Genomic DNA, 15,559 nt, shown 5'->3' with positions numbered 1-15,559 from the left:
GACACATCGACGCAATCGTGCTCACCCACGCGCACCTCGACCACAGCGGCTACATCCCGCTGCTCATGCGCCGGGGCTTCAAGGGACCGGTCTGGACGAGCGTCGCCACGCGCGAGCTCTGCGAGATCCTGCTTCCCGATTCCGGGCACCTGCAGGAACGCGACGCCGAGTTCGCCAACAAACACGGATTCTCCAAGCACACGCCGGCGCTGCCGCTCTATACCGAGGCCGAGGGCGCGGCGGCGATCTCGCTGTTCAGAAATGTAAAGTTTGCAGAGAAGGTCGATCTGGGCGGCGGGCTCACTGCCGAGTTCCACCGCGCCGGACACATCCTGGGTGCGGCGTGGGTGATCCTTCGGTATGAGGGACGCAGCATCCTGTTCTCAGGCGACCTTGGTCGCAAGATCGATCCCGTCATGCTCGAGCCCGAGCCGCCGATGCAGGCCGACTACCTGGTGGTCGAGTCCACCTACGGCGACCGCCTGCACTCTGCGATCGATCCGCTCGACGCACTTGAAGAAGTCATCAACCGCACGACCCGGCGCGGGGGCGTGGTGGTGATTCCCGCCTTCGCCGTGGGACGCACCCAGTCGCTGCTCTATTACATTTCCGAGCTCAAGCGCGCCGGGCGCATCGACAACGTGCCGGTGGCAATCGATTCACCTATGGCCATCGAGGCCACGGCCGTGTTTTGCGACAACTTGCAGGCCCACAAACTCAGCGAGCAGCAGTGCCGCGATGTATTCGGCGCAGTGAAATATGCGCGGCAGGTTGAAGACTCCATGGAGCTCGACCGCAAGGACGGGCCGATGATCCTGATCTCCGCCTCGGGGATGGCGACGGGCGGGCGCATCCTGCACCACCTGAAGGCCTTCGTCGGAGACCCCAAAAATACGGTGTTGTTTACGGGTTTCCAGGCGGGCGGCACCCGCGGCGATGCGATGCTGCGCGGGGCAAAAGAACTCAAGATTCACGGCGACTACTACGAGATCCACGCCGAGGTCGAACGCCTCGACATGCTCTCGGCCCACGCCGACCGCAACGAGATTATCGAGTGGCTCCAGCAGATGCCGCGCGCGCCGCGCCGGACCTTCGTCACCCACGGTGAGCCGCAAGCGGCCGACACCATGCGGCAGACGATCGAAGAAAAACTGGGGTGGGATGCCTACGTCCCGGAGTATCGGGACGAGTTCGAGCTGCACTGATCTTTCAGTGGCTCTCCTCTTCGCGCATGGCTTCAACGGCGTCGAAGTCGAAGCCGGTTACCTCACGCAGCGCCTTTTCGGCCTGCTTTTCAAAGGCCTCAACGATCAGAAGCGGGTCGCGCCCGGAGAGCATCGCCGTCATGCCGGCGGTGCGCGCGATGAAGATCTCTGCGATGTGCACGACTTCGGTTTTTTCCTGAACCTTTGCGGTCTCAAGAATGTTGAGCCAGTGATCGCGCCGCTTGCGCAGGATTTCCTCGAGTTCCATGTCCATGACGGTGGGGCTCCTTGCTGAGGGGTTCGTATGCCAGCGGGCATCGCCGGGTCAAACGAGTTGCCTAGAAAGAAAAAGGCCGCATCCTGAGGGATGCGGCCTTTTCGCTCGAAATCGGATTCGAGACGACTTACATCTTGCCGTCGCCCATCTCGCGGATGAAAGCAACAAGGCCCTCGAGGGCTTCCTTGTTGCTGCGCAGGTCGGCGTGGGCCGGCATGCGGGCGTCAAGACCGTTGGCGGCGCCGCCGCGGGTAATCACGCGGATGATGCGCTCGTCGGTGGTGTTCTTCTGCCATTCAATGTCGTGATAGTTGCGCGGGCTCTTGTTGGGGTCGGACCAGCCCACACCGTCACCGTGGCCGTCCTTGCCGTGGCAGGTGGCGCAGCGGGTCTGGAAGATCTTCTGACCGGCGGCGACCTTGGCCGGGTCCTGGCTTCCGGGGCCGAAAGCGGCGCCGGTGGCTTCGGCAGCTTCTTCGGTGGCTTCGGCGGCGGCGGTCTCACCCATCGCAGCGGCTTCACCCTCGGCAGGGGCGGCTTCTTCCATGGCGGCTTCGGCCGGAGCGGCCTCTTCCATGGCAGGCTTCTCAGCCTTCATCGGCTCGCTCTTGGCGGTGCCGGAGGGCGAGGGGGCCGGGCGGTTGTTCTCGGGCGAGCTGCAGGCTGCGACGAAAAGAGCAGCGGCGATCACGAATGTGGCAGAAATGCGGTTCATGGATTCTCTCTCCTGTATCAATTTTCCGAACTGATGAAGAATCGCTGCCCGGCAAATCCCCCGATCGGCCCCGGCAGCGTTGCGGGGGTCACTTAGCCCAACTTTCCCGAGGTGGCAACACCGGGCGCTCCCCCGGGCAAGGCCGGCGGGGCCACTTGAGCGCCCGGCGGCGGCGGTGCATAGTGAGCGCGACGCGCACTTGCGTGGAGGCAGCCCAACCATGGCCGGAATCGACGAATCCAAGCCCTTTCAGGCGGTCCAGATCGCCATTTTGACCGTTTCGGATACCCGGACCCTCGAAGACGACAAGTCCGGCGCCATCCTGGTAGAGCGCGCCGAGGGGGCAGGCCACAAGGTCGTCCGGCGCGAGATCATCACCGACGACAAGGCGAAGATCGAGGCCCAGCTCCGTGCCTGGATCGCCGATCCGGAGGTCGATGCCGTCATCACGACCGGCGGAACCGGCGTCACGGGTCGTGACGTCACGCCCGAGGCCTTCGCCGCGGTCTGCGAAAAGGAAATCCCCGGATTTGGCGAGCTCTTTCGCTGGATCAGCTACGAGAAGATCGGCACGTCCACCATCCAGTCGCGCGCGACCGCCGGTGTGGCCGCCGGCACCTACCTGTTCGCCCTGCCGGGCTCGAGCGGCGCGGTCCAGGACGGCTGGGACGGCATTCTCGCCAACCAGCTCGACAGCCGTTACCAGCCGTGCAATTTTGTGGAATTGATGCCGAGGCTCAAAGAAAAATAAATGGGCTTGGCGCGCCAAGCCCATCTCTCTAAAGGCAGCGGACCGCCTGCTATTTTTTGATGATGTCCGGGCCCTGCTCGCCGGCCACTTTCTCATACACGCCGTCACCGGCTTTCTGATACTTGGTGAATCCGGCCTGGCCGATGTGCTTGTTGCTGAGCAGGTCGCCCGCGGTCTTGGAGACCGCAACGGCGGAGATCAGCCGCTTGCAGGGCTGGTTGCAGATGGGGCAGGTGGTCAGTGCATCGTCGTGGATGCTCTGGGTGCGCTCGAAGCGACCGTTGCAGATCTTGCAACTGCCCGAGACCGGTGCATATTCGTAGGTCGGCATGATGCTCTCTCGCGCTCGCCAGCGCCCGTGCCGGGGCGCTCCGACGATCATACCTCAATGTAAGGCGTGCGGCGTTTCTGACAAGGGCTCAAGCCTTGGGCAGGGTCACGCCGCGCTGGCCCTGGTACTTGCCGCCGCGGTCCTTGTAGGACGTCTTGCACAGGGCGTCCTTGCCCTGATACTCGGTCGCACCGTCGGCCCCGAGGAAGATGAACTGGGCCACGCCCTCGTTGGCGTAGACGCGTGCCGGCAGCGTCGTGGTGTTGGAAAACTCCAGCGTGACGTGACCTTCCCACTCGGGCTCGAGCGGAGTGACGTTCACCACGATTCCGCAGCGCGCGTACGTGGACTTGCCAAGGCAGATCACCAGCGTGTCGCGAGGGATGCGGAAGTATTCCACCGTGCGGGCGAGCGCGAAGGAATTGGGCGGGATGATGCAGCTATCGGCATTGACATCGACCATCGCGCGTTCATCGATGGCCTTGGGGTCCACGACCGAAGAGTAGATGTTGGTGAATACCTTGAATTCAGGCGAACAACGAGCGTCGTAGCCATAGCTCGACACGCCGTAGGAAATGACTTTGTTTTCGCCGACCTTGCGCACCATGCCGGGCTCGAACGGCTCGATCATGCCGTGCTCGCGCGCCATTTTTTCGATCCAGTGATCCGGTTTCACACCCATGTGTCGCTCTCCCCATGCGGGTCCGGCTGGGCGCCACCCGCGCCCGGTTGGGGGCACGCAGCGCCTGGGGGACCCAAAATCTGATGCAGGCCGATCAATACCCGCACTGGGCGCGCGAGGCAATCGGCAAAGAAAAGGGCGGGGCCAATCGGCCCCGCCCCATGCGGTCTTTGTTGAGGTGCGGGGGCCCCTAGCGGCGGCCGACGCCCTTCTGTTCGAGCTCAAGCTGCTCTTTGTAGGCGATGGAGTGGCGCGTCCAGGGACGGGCCATCAGGCGCTTCTTGCCGATGGGCTCGCCGGTGCCCTCGCAGATACCGTACTCGCCGCTGTCGAGCTTTCGAAGCGCATGGTCGATCTGGGCCAGCAGCTTGCGCTCCTTGTCGGCCAGCTTGAGCAGGTAGGCCTGGTCGGTAACGAGCGAGGCCTGATCAACTTCGTCGGCGGGCATGTCGTCACCACCCGAGGCCTGCTCGGTGTGGCGGTTGAGCCGCTTGAGCACGCCTTCGCGCTCTTCGTTGAGCTTCTCACGCAGGACGTCGAGGTCCTTCTTGCTCAGACCGGTATCGGGATCGATATCGCTCTTGGTCTTCTTCTTGGGTGTCTTGGCTGCAGTCTTCGATGCGGGCATTTCATTTACTCCATGCGTCGGGTCCGGAAGTCACGAAGGACTCAGGAGGCGGCGCTTTGGTTTTCCTGTTTTTCCTGACCGAACTTGCGTGCCAGTTCGGCGCGCTGCTCGTAGGCCTTGCGTACGATTTCCATGTCACGGACGTAGTGCTCGAGCTCGGGGAGCAGCAGCGCCTGCGGACCGTCCGAGAGGGCGTTGGCCGGCTCGGGGTGGGTCTCGGTAATGAGCATGTTCGCGCCGGCGATCACGCCCTGGGCCGAGACATGGAAGATGTCGAGCATGCCGTCGGGGGCCATCAGGCGCTTGCCCACCGCGTGGGAGGCATCTGCGCACACCGGCAGGCGGGTGAGCCGCTTGACCACCGGGATCTGTGCGAAGTCCGAGAAGTTGCGATGGGGCTCGCCCAGGCTCGACTTGATGCCGCGCAGGCAGAAAATGATCCGCCGGTTGCCCTCGCTCGCGATGTACTCGGCGGCGTTGAGCGATTCGGCCAGCGTGATGCCCGCGCCGCGCTTGTAGAGCACGGGGAACTCGCTCTGGCGACCGACGGCCTTGAGCAGGGCGAAGTTCTGGGCATTGCGCGTGCCGATCTGCAGAATCACGCCGGTGGGTTTGCCGGCTGCTTCGAGCGCCTCGTAGATCTCGTCGACGTGGCGCTCTTCGCAGACTTCCATGGAGATGATCTTGATGTCGTACTTGCCCGCGAGTTCAAAAACCCATGGAAGGCATTCCTTGCCGTGACCCTGGAAATCGTAGGGTGAGGTGCGCGGTTTGTAGGCACCCAGGCGCGAGGTCTGGATGCCGATGCTCTTGAGCGTCTTGAAGGTCTGCTCGACATACTCGGGTGTATCGACCGAGCACTGGCCGAGGAAGATATTGAAGCTGTTCTGGCCAAAACGAATGCCCTGGTATTCAAAGCCCAGGGGCTCGGCCTGGCCTTCGTGACGACCGATCTGCTTGTATTTTTCGCTGACTTTGAAGACACGCTCAACGTAGTCGAGCTCTTCGAACTGCTTGGTGGGCAGCACCGTGGTGTTGCCGAGCAGGTAGACCTCGGTGACGCTGCGGCTCTCACCCTGGATGGTGTGGGAATCGCAACGCACGCCGGGGAAGCGCGCCGCCATCTGGCGAATGCGCTCGACCTCGGGGGAGTCGTTGGTGTAACCGTCCTTGAGAATGATAATCATGGCTTTACTCCTGCCCGAAGCGACATTTCTGTCGCCCGGACACCCTTCAACTCGCGAGACCCTTCCATGAACCGGCAAGTATAGCCGCACGGCCCTTCCGGTTCGGGGTCCCTTTCGAGGGGCGGGAAACATAGAGGAAACCCTGTCAATGTTCAATGAAAGTCGAAACGGGCTGCCCGGACGTTACGAAATCGCTCAAAACAGGCGATTCGTGGGGCTTTCGGGCCTTGATTGGGGCCGCCTGGCTCCCCACAATGGGCCCAGAACCTGGAGAAAACAGACGCCGTGAGTGAGAAATACGACCTGCTGATCCTCGGAGGAACCCTGCTGACCCCCAACGGGGCCGAAACGGCCGATGTGGGCGTCCGGGAGGGGAAAATTGCCGCCATCGGAAGCCTCTCGGGGGCCGATGCGCCCGAGAAGATCGACGCCGCCGGCCTCCACGTGTTGCCGGGCGTGATCGATACCCAGGTCCATTTTCGCGAGCCCGGACTCGAACACAAGGAAGATCTGGAAACCGGCACTCGCGGCGCCGCCAAGGGCGGGGTGACGGCAATCTTCGAGATGCCCAATACGAGCCCGTCCACCACGACGGCCGAGGCGCTCGCCGAGAAGGTAGCCCGGGGCAAGGGGCGCGCCTGGTGCGACTACGCTTTCTTCATGGGGGCGAGTTCCGAGAACGCCGAGCAGCTCGGCGAGCTCGAACGCGTGCCCGGCTGCAGCGGCGTAAAAATTTTCATGGGAAGTTCCACCGGCGGGCTGCTGGTTGAAGACGACGAAGTGCTCCTTCGCGTGCTCAGCCACGGAACGCGCCGGGTGGCGATCCATTCCGAGGACGAGCCCCGCCTTCGCGAGCGCGCGCATTTGGCGCGTGAGGGGGCGCACCCGAAGTTCCATCCGGTCTGGCGCGACGAGGAAACGGCGATCCGCTCGACCAAGCGACTGCTGGCACTGGCGCGTCAGGCCAAACGCCGCGCCCACGTGCTGCACGTCACGACGAGAGAAGAAGTGCCCCTGCTGGCAGCGAACAAGGACCTGGTCACCATGGAAGTGACGCCCCAGCACCTCACGCTCATTGCGCCCGATTGCTACGAAAAGCTCGGCACGCGCGCGCAGATGAATCCGCCCATTCGCGGCGCCGAACACCAGGCCGCCCTGTGGGAGGCGATTCGCCTGGGCATCGTGGACGTGATCGGCTCCGACCACGCGCCGCACCTGCTCGAAGAAAAGAACAAGGATTACCCCAAGAGCCCGGCGGGCATGCCCGGCGTGCAGACGCTCGTGCCCATCATGCTCAATCACGTCAACGCGGGGCGGCTCACGCTGCGGCGTTTCGTGGATCTGACCAGCGCCGGGCCCGCGCGCATCTACAACATCGCCGGAAAGGGCCGCACCGCCGTGGGATTCGACGCCGACTTCACGTTGGTGGACCTCAAGGCGCGCGGCACGATCACCGACGGCTGGATGGAGAGCCGCTGCGGCTGGACTCCCTTCGACGGCATGGAAGTGACCGGCTGGCCGACCGCGACGATCATTCGCGGCAACGTGGTCATGCGCGACGACGAGCTTCTGGGCAGCGCGCTCGGCACCCCCGTTCGCTTCTCGGAGTGCCTCTAAAACGACAATGGCAGTGCAGGCGCTCAAGATCGCGGAGCTCAAGAAGAGCTACGTCGACCCCGCCGGGGACTCGCAGTGCGTGCTCGATGTGCGCAAATTCGAATTGGCCGCGGGCGAGCAGGTGGCCCTGCGCGGCACGAGCGGCTGCGGCAAGACGACCTTCCTGCATCTGATCTCGGGCATCGTGCAGGCCGACGAGGGCGAGATCCTCGTTGCCGGCACGGACATCGCCGCGCTCGGCGAGAGCGCGCGTGATCGCTATCGCGCCGAGCACATCGGTTACGTCTTTCAGAGTTTCAATCTGCTGCAGGGGCTCACCGCGGTTGAGAACGTGATGCTGGGTATGGCGTTCGGGGCGGGCAGTGATGAAGCGCGCGCCCGCGAGCTGCTCGACCGGGTCGGGCTTGCCGGGCGCACGGGTTATTTTCCCAATCAGCTCTCCATCGGACAGCAGCAGCGCGTTGCGCTTGCGCGCGCACTTTGTGGGGCGCCACAACTCGTCCTGGCCGATGAACCCACCGGCAATCTCGATCCCCATCACGCGGGCGAATCGCTCGCGCTCATTCGCGAACTCTGTAGGGAGCAGGGTGCGGCGCTGCTTCTGGTAACCCATGACGAGCGCATCTCCGCGCAGTTCGAGCGTAGCGAGGACCTCATGCGCCTCAACCGCGCGGTGAGCGATCTGGAGGGCGTGGCGTGAGAGTGGGCGTCGGCTTTCTGGTCGGGCGCAGCCTGCGCCGCCACAAGGTCTCCAGCGGCGTGGCCATCGCTTCGATTGCGCTGGCGGCCGGGCTCGTCATGGCCGTGTTCTCGATTCAGGCGCAGGCGCTTCGCGCCTTCACCTCTGGTGCCGGGACATTCGATGCGGTGCTGGGCGCGCGCGGCTCGAAGTTGCAGCTCGTGCTCAATTCTGTCTTTCACCTCGAAACTTCCGCGGGGAACATTCCTTGGAGCATCTACCAGCGCATCAAGGACGATCCGCGCGTGGAGCTGGCGATTCCCTACGCCGTCGGCGACAACTACCAGGGGCACCGCATTGTCGGCACCACTGATGAGATCTTTACGAAGTTCGAGCCGGCCGAGGGCAAGACACTGGAGCTGCTTCCGGGCGGGCGCCCCTTCGATCCGGGCCGACGCGAGGCCGTCATCGGCGAGACGGTCGCCCGGCGCACCGGGCTCAAGATCGGCATGGAGTTCGAGCCCTACCACGGCCTGCACTTCGACGAAGCCCAGCGCCACGCCGAGGACTATGTGGTGGTCGGGATCTTCAAGGCCACCGGCACGCCGGTCGATCGGGTGATCTGGATTCCCATCGAGGGCGTCTACCGCATGACCGGCCACGTGCTGCGCGGCAGCGGTGAAACCTTTGTCCCAGATCCCACGCAGCCCATCCCCGAGGAACACAAGGAAGTGAGCTCCGTGCTGATCAAATTCACTTCGGCCTCATACGGATTTGCGCTCGATCAGGCCATCAACCTGCAGGGCAAGACCGCGACGCTGGCCTGGCCCATCGGCGCGGTGATGAGCGATCTCTTCGAGAAAATCGGCTGGGCGCATCTGGTGTTGCAGGCCATCGCCTATCTGGTCGTGCTGGTGGCCATCGCGTCGGTGCTTGCCAGCCTCTACGGCTCGCTCACCCAGCGACGGCGGGACTTCGCCATTTTGCGTGCGCTGGGGGCGCGTCGGCGCACGGTCTTCTCGGTGCTGGTGCTCGAATCGACCGTCATCGCCGCGCTCGGCAGCGTGCTGGGCTACGGAGTCTACTTCGTGATCGTGACGCTGGCGGGCAACCTGATGCACGAGCAGATCGGCGTCGTGCTCGAAATCTTCCGCTATCACCCGGCGCTGGCCTTCGTGCCGGTGGGCTTCACCGGGCTCGGCGTGCTCGCCGGTCTCCTGCCGGGCTATGAGGCCTATCGCACGGACGTGGCGAGCAACCTCACGCCGGTGTCCTGAGTGTCATGACACAGACTCCCAAAAAAGGCTGGTGGCTCAAGCCCGCGCTCATGGGCGCGGTGGGTGCGGCACTGGTCACGTGGATCGTCCAGGCGCAGATGGCCGAGGAACGCCGCCTCATGGAAGCGCCGGCAGCCCCCATCCCGCGAGGGAGCGCTTTTCTTCAGCCCGCCGCCGACGCGCCGCCCAGGCCCGGCCCCGGCGAGGAAGTCCCCGCGGATTTTCGCACGCCCGACCTGGCGAGCATCAGCGCGCCGGGCGCGCCCGACAAGAACGGCTATCTCAGCGTGCCGATCCCCTACCTCGCCGGCTTCGAGTGGGAGAAGCCCCAGCGCGCGGGCGTCTTCGAGATGCAACAGAGCGACGCGCCCCAGTCCTATGAACTCAAAGTTCCCGACGAACTGCTCGCCTTTGACGGCAAAAAAGTCGCCGTTGAGGGCTTCATGATTCCGCTCGATGCCTCGATGGAGGGGGTGCGCCGCTTCGCAATGGTGCCCAGCCGCGCGGCCTGCTGCTGGGGCGTCAAACCCGACGTCGATGAGTGGGTGATCGCCGACATGGGCGAGGAGCGCCGCGCGACGCTCTACAAGGACATGCGGGTCACCGCTTACGGGACCTTGCGGGTTCGTCCCGAGACCGATGAGGACGGCTGGCTGGTCGGCGTCTTCAGCATGGAGTGCGACCGGCTCAGAGGACCGTTTGAGCGCTAGCGCACTCACTTTGTTCGTGCATCGCATGCGAATGTGCGGGTAAGATCAATCCCGATGTCTCCACCGCCCAAAAAACCGCGTGAACCGTTCACCATTGCGGGTACGCAGGTGCGTGCGGGAAAACGCCAGCGCATCGAGCTGCCGGTGGCGCGTCTGCCGACAGGGACGCCGCTTTCGCTGCCGATCACCGTTGTGCACGGGAGCGCGGAGGGGCCCGTCTGCTGGCTGAGCGCCGCGATTCATGGGGATGAACTCAACGGGGTCGAGATCATCCGGCGCGTGCTCGAAGAGGTGAGCTCCAAGACCATTAACGGCACGATTCTCGCGACGCCCATCGTCAACGTCTTTGGTTTCATTGAGCAGACGCGCTACCTGCCCGATCGCCGGGATCTCAACCGCATGTTCCCGGGCTCACCGCGCGGGTCGCTGGGCTCGCGCCTGGCGGCGCTGTTCATGCGCGAGGTGGTCAGCCGTTCGCAGTTCGGCATCGATCTGCATACCGCTTCAAACAACCGGACCAATCTTCCGCAGGTGCGCGCAAATCTCGATGATGAGGAAACCTCCCGCCTGGCCGAGGCATTCGGCGCGATTGTGACGCTCCACGCGGGCGAGCGCGACGGGTCGCTGCGTCAGGCGGCCTCGCGCAAGGGAATTCCGACACTGCTCTATGAAGCGGGGGAAGCCCAGCGCTTCAACGAGGAGGCCATCGAAGCGGGCGTCGCCGGTGTGCTGCGCGTGCTGCACGCGCTGGAGATGACCAGTGTCGACGTGCCTTCTCCGGAGGGCCCGCTGCTTCGCGCGCGCAGCAGCCACTGGGCGCGCGCCTCCACGAGCGGGATCCTCGGTCTCACGGTGGGGCTGGGCGATCCGGTCGAAGAGGGGCAGCCGCTCGGTCGCATCCGTGATGCGTTCGGCGAGGGCCGGGCCGTGATGCGTGCGCGTCGTGCGGGACGAATCATCGGAATGACTACCAACCCGCTCGTCCATCGCGGCGAAGCGGTGCTTCACATTGCACACACGTGAGCAAAACGAGAGAGGGGGGCGCCTGCCCATGGACTGGTTGTATTCACAGGAACTCAGGGACAAGGCCCGCGACGGCGGGCTGCTGCTGCTGCGTCTTTGCATCGGCTCGATGATGCTGTTCGGACACGGCTGGGGGAAGCTGGCGAATTTTTCCGAGGTCGTGCCGAAGTTTCCCGGCCTGTTCGGGATGAGCCCCTCGCTGGCGCTGGCAATGGCCATCGGGGCGGAGGTGGGCTGCTCGGCGCTCCTCATGCTGGGCGCGGCCACGCGGCTGGCGGCGATCCCGCTGGCATTTACCATGCTGGTGGCAGTGCTCGTGGTGCATGGGGGCGACCCCTGGGCCAAGAAAGAGTTCGCGCTGCTCTACCTGGTGCCGGCCCTCACATTGCTGCTTACCGGGGCCGGTCGCTGGTCGGTGGATGCCGCCCTCTGGCCGCGAATCGAGGAGAAACTCAAGGCGCGTTGAGTTTTTCGCATCCGCGCTCAAAAGTGCGAAGCGTAATGCGCTGCCACGAAAAATACACCTTCGCGTACGAAATCACTTGCGCCCGGCGCCCTGCTTGGGGCAGGTTATTGCCGCTGCTCAGGAGGAAGACGCATGGGCGCCCAGGCAAACAAATTGTACGAAGTATCCGCCAATACGAAACAGGAAGTCGAAGACTTCATCCTCTTCTGGATGGATGAGATCTCGCACAACGACCCGGAGCGCCCCACGGCCCTGTATGCCGAGGACGGGATGCTCTGGCCGACGTTTTCGGAGACCCTGCGTACCACCCGTGAGGGAATCCTCGACTACTTCAAGTTCTTCACGGCGCTTCCCAACCTGAAGGCCGAGCTCAACCAGCTCGAGATCCGCAAGGTGGTCGAGAGCTACTGCACGAGCGGTGTCTATACCTTCACGCACAACGACAGCAAGGGCGAGCTGCGCACAATTCCCGCGCGCTTTACCATTACGCTGCGTCCCAATCCCAAGGCGCCGCACGGCTGGGAGATCCTCAACCACCACAGCTCCACGATTCCTGGGCCGCCGCCACCGCTTTGATCTGTCTTCTCTGAGTCTTACCAGGGAAAGGGCGTGACCGGTCCGGTATCGCCGCCGCTGAGCCAGCCGCTATCCACGCGGTAGGCGCGGTAGTGCCCGTTGGCGGCGGTCTGCTGGTAGTCCCACACCACTTCGCCCGCACTCGTCACTTCGAAGATCCGTTGATCCTGCGAGGCGCTGATGAGCGTGTTGCCGTTGGGCAGGCGCTGGGCGCCGCTGCGATACTCACTGTAAAACTCACCACCCGGATCGTAGGACCAGACGATGGCCTGTGAGACGGGCTCGATCTCCAGCACGCGTGAGGTACCTCGTGACGCCACCGGCAGGCCCGCGCAGCAGCCGTTGTCAAAAAGAAGCAGGTTGCCCGCGCCGGGAAGGCCCTTGGGGATCATGCGGATCATGTGCTGGCCGATGTTCCCGATCGTGTCGTGATCGAGGTTCCAGACGATGTCGCCGGTGGCGCGGTCAATGATGAACACGAAGTTCGTCTGCCGCTCGCTCACCAGAATGTTGCCGGGCGTGAATTCGGGATACATGCCGTGGTCGATGTCGTTGTCGGGAATCACGTGGAACGCATTGGTGTGGAAGACATCTTTGATGGTTTGATCGAGCATCAGGGTTCGTTGCATCGCGGTAAAGGGAAGCTGGGAGTAATGGGCCGCCGTGCTCCAGGACCAGACGATCTCGTCGGTCGTCGGGTCGATTTCCAGAAGCAGGTCGTCCTGCACGACCTCGGGGCTGATGTCCGGGAAGTGGGCATCCGGTTTGGGGGAAACCAGAATCATAGCATTGCCGTTTTCAAGCAGAGTGAACTCGTGATGGATTATCTGAAGGCCGGGCGCCCCGTACCATTCCCAGAGGGGAGTGCCATCGAGATTGACCAGGGCCGCCTCCCTGGCGGGAAAGAAATTCCCTGGCATGGGCGGTGCCACCGCAGGCATCATCATGAACATGCCGCCTTCATAGGGTTTGGCAAAGCTCAGCGCCGAAAATTCCTCGCTCCAGGGCGCCCACACATCCACGATGTTGCCGTTCATCGCAATTGCGAACAGGCGTGACTGGGACTGATCCTGAAGCAACGTGATGCCCTGCCATGCCTTTGCCGGATCATAGGAGGTCACCGATCCCGGACTCGACCAGGCGATTGGATCGGGCTGCTGCGCAAGAAGGAGCGCCGCGTTGTTGGTGTTGTCACATCCGGCACTCAGCGTGCCGATCAGCAGAGTTGCGGCAATCAGAAATGTACGAAACAACCTGCTCATTCCCGTCTCCTGCAGAACCGAAATCACCATGGCGATGGCGTCACCGGCCCGGCTTCGCCCCCATTGAGCCATTCGTAGTCCACGCGATGGCAACGGTAGTGGCCTTCCGTTGAAGTTTGTACGAATTCCCACACGATGTCGCCATTGGGAGCGACTTCAAAGGTGCGATTTTCCTGCGAGGCGCTGATGAGGGTGTTGCCGTTGGCCAGGCGCTGGGCGCCGCTGCGGATCGGGCTATTGAAGGGAACCATGGGGTCGTAGCTCCACACGATGCTCTGGGTGACCGGATCGATCTCCAGCACACGCGAATAACCACGATCGGTACGTGGCCATCCAGAACAACACCCATTGTCGAAGAGCAGGATGTTTCCCGATCCGGGAAGGCCGGTGGGAATCATGCGAGCCATGTGCTGGCCGAGGTTGCCGATCGTGTCATGGTCAAGGCTCCAGACAATGTCGCCGGTAACGCGGTCGATGATGAAGACAAAGTGCGATTCGCGCTCGCTCACAAGAATGTTGCCGGGCGTGAACTCCGGGAACGTCTCCAGGTCGTAGCCGGCTTCGGGCAGGGGGTGGATCGAGTTTGTATGAAAGATGTCCTCGCGTGTCTGGTCCACGATGAAGTCCCGTTGGTCCTGCGTCGCCGGGAGCTGGTCGTAGTGGGCGGCGGTGCTCTAGTACCACACGATCTCGCCGGTTATGGGATCGAGCTCGAAAATCACGTCGTCGCGCACATTGGCGACGCTGATGTTCGACCAGTGGGAGAACGGATAGGGCGAAGCGAGAATCAGGTAGTTACCGTTTTCAAGCAGGTGGTAGTCGTGGTGGATGAGCTGGAGGATCGGGGCACCGAACCAGTCGTAGAGTTGTTGGCCGTCGGTCACATCAAGAACGAAAAACTTGCGCTGGCGGTTGAGCGGATTCCCCAGGTCGGGTTCCGGTGAAATGCGCGGATATGTGGCCAGCAATCCCCCGTCCAGGGGCTTGGCATAGTCGAAGACCGGGAACTCCTCATCCCAAACCGGGAACGCGCGAATCACTTCGCCGTCCATGTCGATCACGAACATGATGTCCTGCGTGGCATCGACGACGATGGTGAGCCCATCGTTGGTGCGCAGCGGGTCCCAGGTGGTGACGACGCCGGGGCTGACATATTCTTCGGTGGGGTGGGAGCCCACAAAGGTGTCGGGTACCGACGGCGGAACAGCGTCTTTCGGACAGGCGCTCAGCGCGCAGAGGAGAAAGGTTGCCGCCAGTGCCAGTCGCGTGGAAGTGTTTCTCATCCAGAACCCGGCCCCCTTAAGGTAGGGGTAACTGTAGCCTGACTGTATGGGCGGCGTGAACAAGAACCACTGGATTTGCAGTTTGGCGGCTCAAGAAACGCTCGATGAAGGCGATGCCCGGGAGCATGGAGCGTTCGGGGGTCAGGTGCCAATTCCGGGCAAGCACTTCCGGGGCGACGCCTGAGCCTGCTGAGGGCTACTTGATTCCCATCCGCAGTGCGCCGTCGATGCGGATCGTCTCGCCGTTGAGCATCGGATTGTCGATGATCGCCAGCGCAAGCTGGGCGTAGTCGCTCGGCTGGCCAAGGCGCGAGGGGAAGGGGACCTGCGCCGCCAGGTTCTGACGCGCCTTTTCGGGAAGCAGTGCAAGCATGGGCGTATCGAAGGTGCCCGGCGCGATGGTCATCACGCGAATGCCGTAGCGCGAGAGATCGCGCGCCACCGGAAGCGTCATTCCGGCAACGCCGGCCTTCGATGCGGCGTAGGCGGCCTGTCCCATCTGGCCGTCGAAGGCCGCGATGGAAGCGGTGTTGATGATCACGCCGCGCTCGCCCTCGTCATTGGGCTCGCGGGTGGCCATGTCGGCCGCGGCGAGCCGCAGGATGTTGAAAGTGCCGATCAGGTTCACGCTGATGACTTTCTCAAAGATGTTCAGCGCGTGGGGATTTTCCTTGTTGAGCGTCTTCATCGCCATGCCGATGCCCGCGCAGTTGACCGCGATACCGCAGGGGCCGTGGGCCTCGCGCGCCTCGGCGACGGCTTTTTCCGCGCTCTCGCCGCTGGAGACATCGCACTGGACGGCGATCCCACCGATTTCATCGGCAACGGGCCTGGCCTTGGCGACGGCCATGTCGAAGATGGCGACCTTGGCGCCGGCGGCGGCAAGCGCG

At 63.5% G+C, this 15,559-nt stretch carries 19 protein-coding genes; 9 read left to right on the top strand and 10 right to left on the bottom strand.

Features of this window, described 5'->3' with window-relative positions; translation table 11 throughout:
• A partial coding sequence (locus KDH09_08745; GenBank protein ID MCB0219767.1) for an MBL fold metallo-hydrolase occupies positions 1-1,205 on the top strand: 1,205 nt, incomplete at its 5' end.
• A 4-nt stretch (positions 1,206-1,209) separates the two neighbouring features.
• On the opposite strand, the gene KDH09_08740 is transcribed toward KDH09_08745, so the two are convergent.
• Together KDH09_08740 and KDH09_08735 are read right to left on the bottom strand one after the other, a co-directional pair.
• The gene (locus tag KDH09_08740; GenBank protein ID MCB0219766.1) at positions 1,210-1,479 is read right to left on the bottom strand and encodes a hypothetical protein; all 270 of its coding nucleotides are present in this window, start codon (positions 1,477-1,479) and stop codon (positions 1,210-1,212) included.
• Between the two features lie 130 nt (positions 1,480-1,609).
• Positions 1,610-2,197 (bottom strand): cytochrome c, encoded by a 588-nt coding sequence (locus KDH09_08735; protein MCB0219765.1) that lies wholly within the window; start codon positions 2,195-2,197, stop codon positions 1,610-1,612.
• A gap of 220 nt (positions 2,198-2,417) precedes the next feature.
• Here KDH09_08735 and moaB point away from each other — a divergent pair, with 220 nt between their 5' ends.
• A complete protein-coding gene (moaB, locus tag KDH09_08730; protein MCB0219764.1) occupies positions 2,418-2,948 on the top strand; it encodes a molybdenum cofactor biosynthesis protein B in 531 nt (176 codons plus the stop codon).
• 49 nt (positions 2,949-2,997) lie between these two features.
• Here the strand turns inward: moaB and KDH09_08725 are convergent, their stop codons facing one another.
• The 4 genes from KDH09_08725 to KDH09_08710 all read right to left on the bottom strand — a co-directional run bounded on the left by KDH09_08725 (position 2,998) and on the right by KDH09_08710 (position 5,776).
• On the bottom strand, positions 2,998-3,279 hold the full coding sequence (locus KDH09_08725) for a zinc ribbon domain-containing protein (GenBank protein ID MCB0219763.1): 282 nt from the start codon (positions 3,277-3,279) through the stop codon (positions 2,998-3,000).
• A gap of 88 nt (positions 3,280-3,367) precedes the next feature.
• On the bottom strand, positions 3,368-3,961 hold the full coding sequence (locus tag KDH09_08720; protein MCB0219762.1) for a dCTP deaminase: 594 nt from the start codon (positions 3,959-3,961) through the stop codon (positions 3,368-3,370).
• A gap of 190 nt (positions 3,962-4,151) precedes the next feature.
• Complete coding sequence (locus KDH09_08715; GenBank protein ID MCB0219761.1) at positions 4,152-4,589, bottom strand: TraR/DksA C4-type zinc finger protein; 438 nt, start codon at positions 4,587-4,589, stop codon at positions 4,152-4,154.
• A 41-nt stretch (positions 4,590-4,630) separates the two neighbouring features.
• On the bottom strand, positions 4,631-5,776 hold the full coding sequence (locus KDH09_08710) for a 3-deoxy-7-phosphoheptulonate synthase (protein ID MCB0219760.1): 1,146 nt from the start codon (positions 5,774-5,776) through the stop codon (positions 4,631-4,633).
• A 285-nt stretch (positions 5,777-6,061) separates the two neighbouring features.
• On the opposite strand from KDH09_08710, the gene KDH09_08705 reads away from it, so the two are divergent.
• The 7 genes from KDH09_08705 to KDH09_08675 all read left to right on the top strand — a co-directional run bounded on the left by KDH09_08705 (position 6,062) and on the right by KDH09_08675 (position 12,124).
• On the top strand, positions 6,062-7,393 hold the full coding sequence (locus KDH09_08705; protein MCB0219759.1) for a dihydroorotase: 1,332 nt from the start codon (positions 6,062-6,064) through the stop codon (positions 7,391-7,393).
• A gap of 7 nt (positions 7,394-7,400) precedes the next feature.
• Positions 7,401-8,093, top strand: coding sequence for an ABC transporter ATP-binding protein (locus tag KDH09_08700; GenBank protein ID MCB0219758.1), 693 nt, complete (start codon positions 7,401-7,403; stop codon positions 8,091-8,093).
• A 2-nt stretch (positions 8,094-8,095) separates the two neighbouring features.
• On the top strand, positions 8,096-9,349 hold the full coding sequence (locus tag KDH09_08695; GenBank protein ID MCB0219757.1) for an ABC transporter permease: 1,254 nt from the start codon (positions 8,096-8,098) through the stop codon (positions 9,347-9,349).
• 5 nt (positions 9,350-9,354) lie between these two features.
• Positions 9,355-10,059 carry a DUF3299 domain-containing protein gene (locus KDH09_08690; GenBank protein ID MCB0219756.1) on the top strand — a complete coding sequence of 235 codons (705 nt, stop codon included), beginning with the start codon at positions 9,355-9,357 and terminating at the stop codon, positions 10,057-10,059.
• A gap of 54 nt (positions 10,060-10,113) precedes the next feature.
• Positions 10,114-11,082: a succinylglutamate desuccinylase/aspartoacylase family protein gene (locus tag KDH09_08685; protein MCB0219755.1), complete on the top strand. Its 969-nt coding sequence runs from the start codon at positions 10,114-10,116 to the stop codon at positions 11,080-11,082.
• A gap of 28 nt (positions 11,083-11,110) precedes the next feature.
• Positions 11,111-11,548, top strand: coding sequence for a DoxX family protein (locus tag KDH09_08680; GenBank protein ID MCB0219754.1), 438 nt, complete (start codon positions 11,111-11,113; stop codon positions 11,546-11,548).
• A gap of 132 nt (positions 11,549-11,680) precedes the next feature.
• Positions 11,681-12,124 (top strand): DUF4440 domain-containing protein, encoded by a 444-nt coding sequence (locus KDH09_08675; GenBank protein ID MCB0219753.1) that lies wholly within the window; start codon positions 11,681-11,683, stop codon positions 12,122-12,124.
• A 17-nt stretch (positions 12,125-12,141) separates the two neighbouring features.
• Here the strand turns inward: KDH09_08675 and KDH09_08670 are convergent, their stop codons facing one another.
• From KDH09_08670 to KDH09_08655, 4 genes are all read right to left on the bottom strand, one after another.
• Complete coding sequence (locus tag KDH09_08670; GenBank protein MCB0219752.1) at positions 12,142-13,386, bottom strand: aryl-sulfate sulfotransferase; 1,245 nt, start codon at positions 13,384-13,386, stop codon at positions 12,142-12,144.
• A gap of 23 nt (positions 13,387-13,409) precedes the next feature.
• Positions 13,410-14,003 carry a hypothetical protein gene (locus tag KDH09_08665; GenBank protein MCB0219751.1) on the bottom strand — a complete coding sequence of 198 codons (594 nt, stop codon included), beginning with the start codon at positions 14,001-14,003 and terminating at the stop codon, positions 13,410-13,412.
• Positions 14,004-14,060: 57 nt separating this feature from the next.
• The gene (locus KDH09_08660; GenBank protein ID MCB0219750.1) at positions 14,061-14,669 is read right to left on the bottom strand and encodes an aryl-sulfate sulfotransferase; all 609 of its coding nucleotides are present in this window, start codon (positions 14,667-14,669) and stop codon (positions 14,061-14,063) included.
• Positions 14,670-14,865: 196 nt separating this feature from the next.
• A partial coding sequence (locus KDH09_08655) for an SDR family NAD(P)-dependent oxidoreductase (GenBank protein MCB0219749.1) occupies positions 14,866-15,559 on the bottom strand: 694 nt, incomplete at its 5' end.

The organism is Chrysiogenia bacterium, from assembly GCA_020434085.1.
Lineage (GTDB): Bacteria > JAGRBM01 > JAGRBM01 > JAGRBM01 > JAGRBM01 > JAGRBM01.
This window is presented reverse-complemented; position numbering and strand designations above follow the sequence as displayed.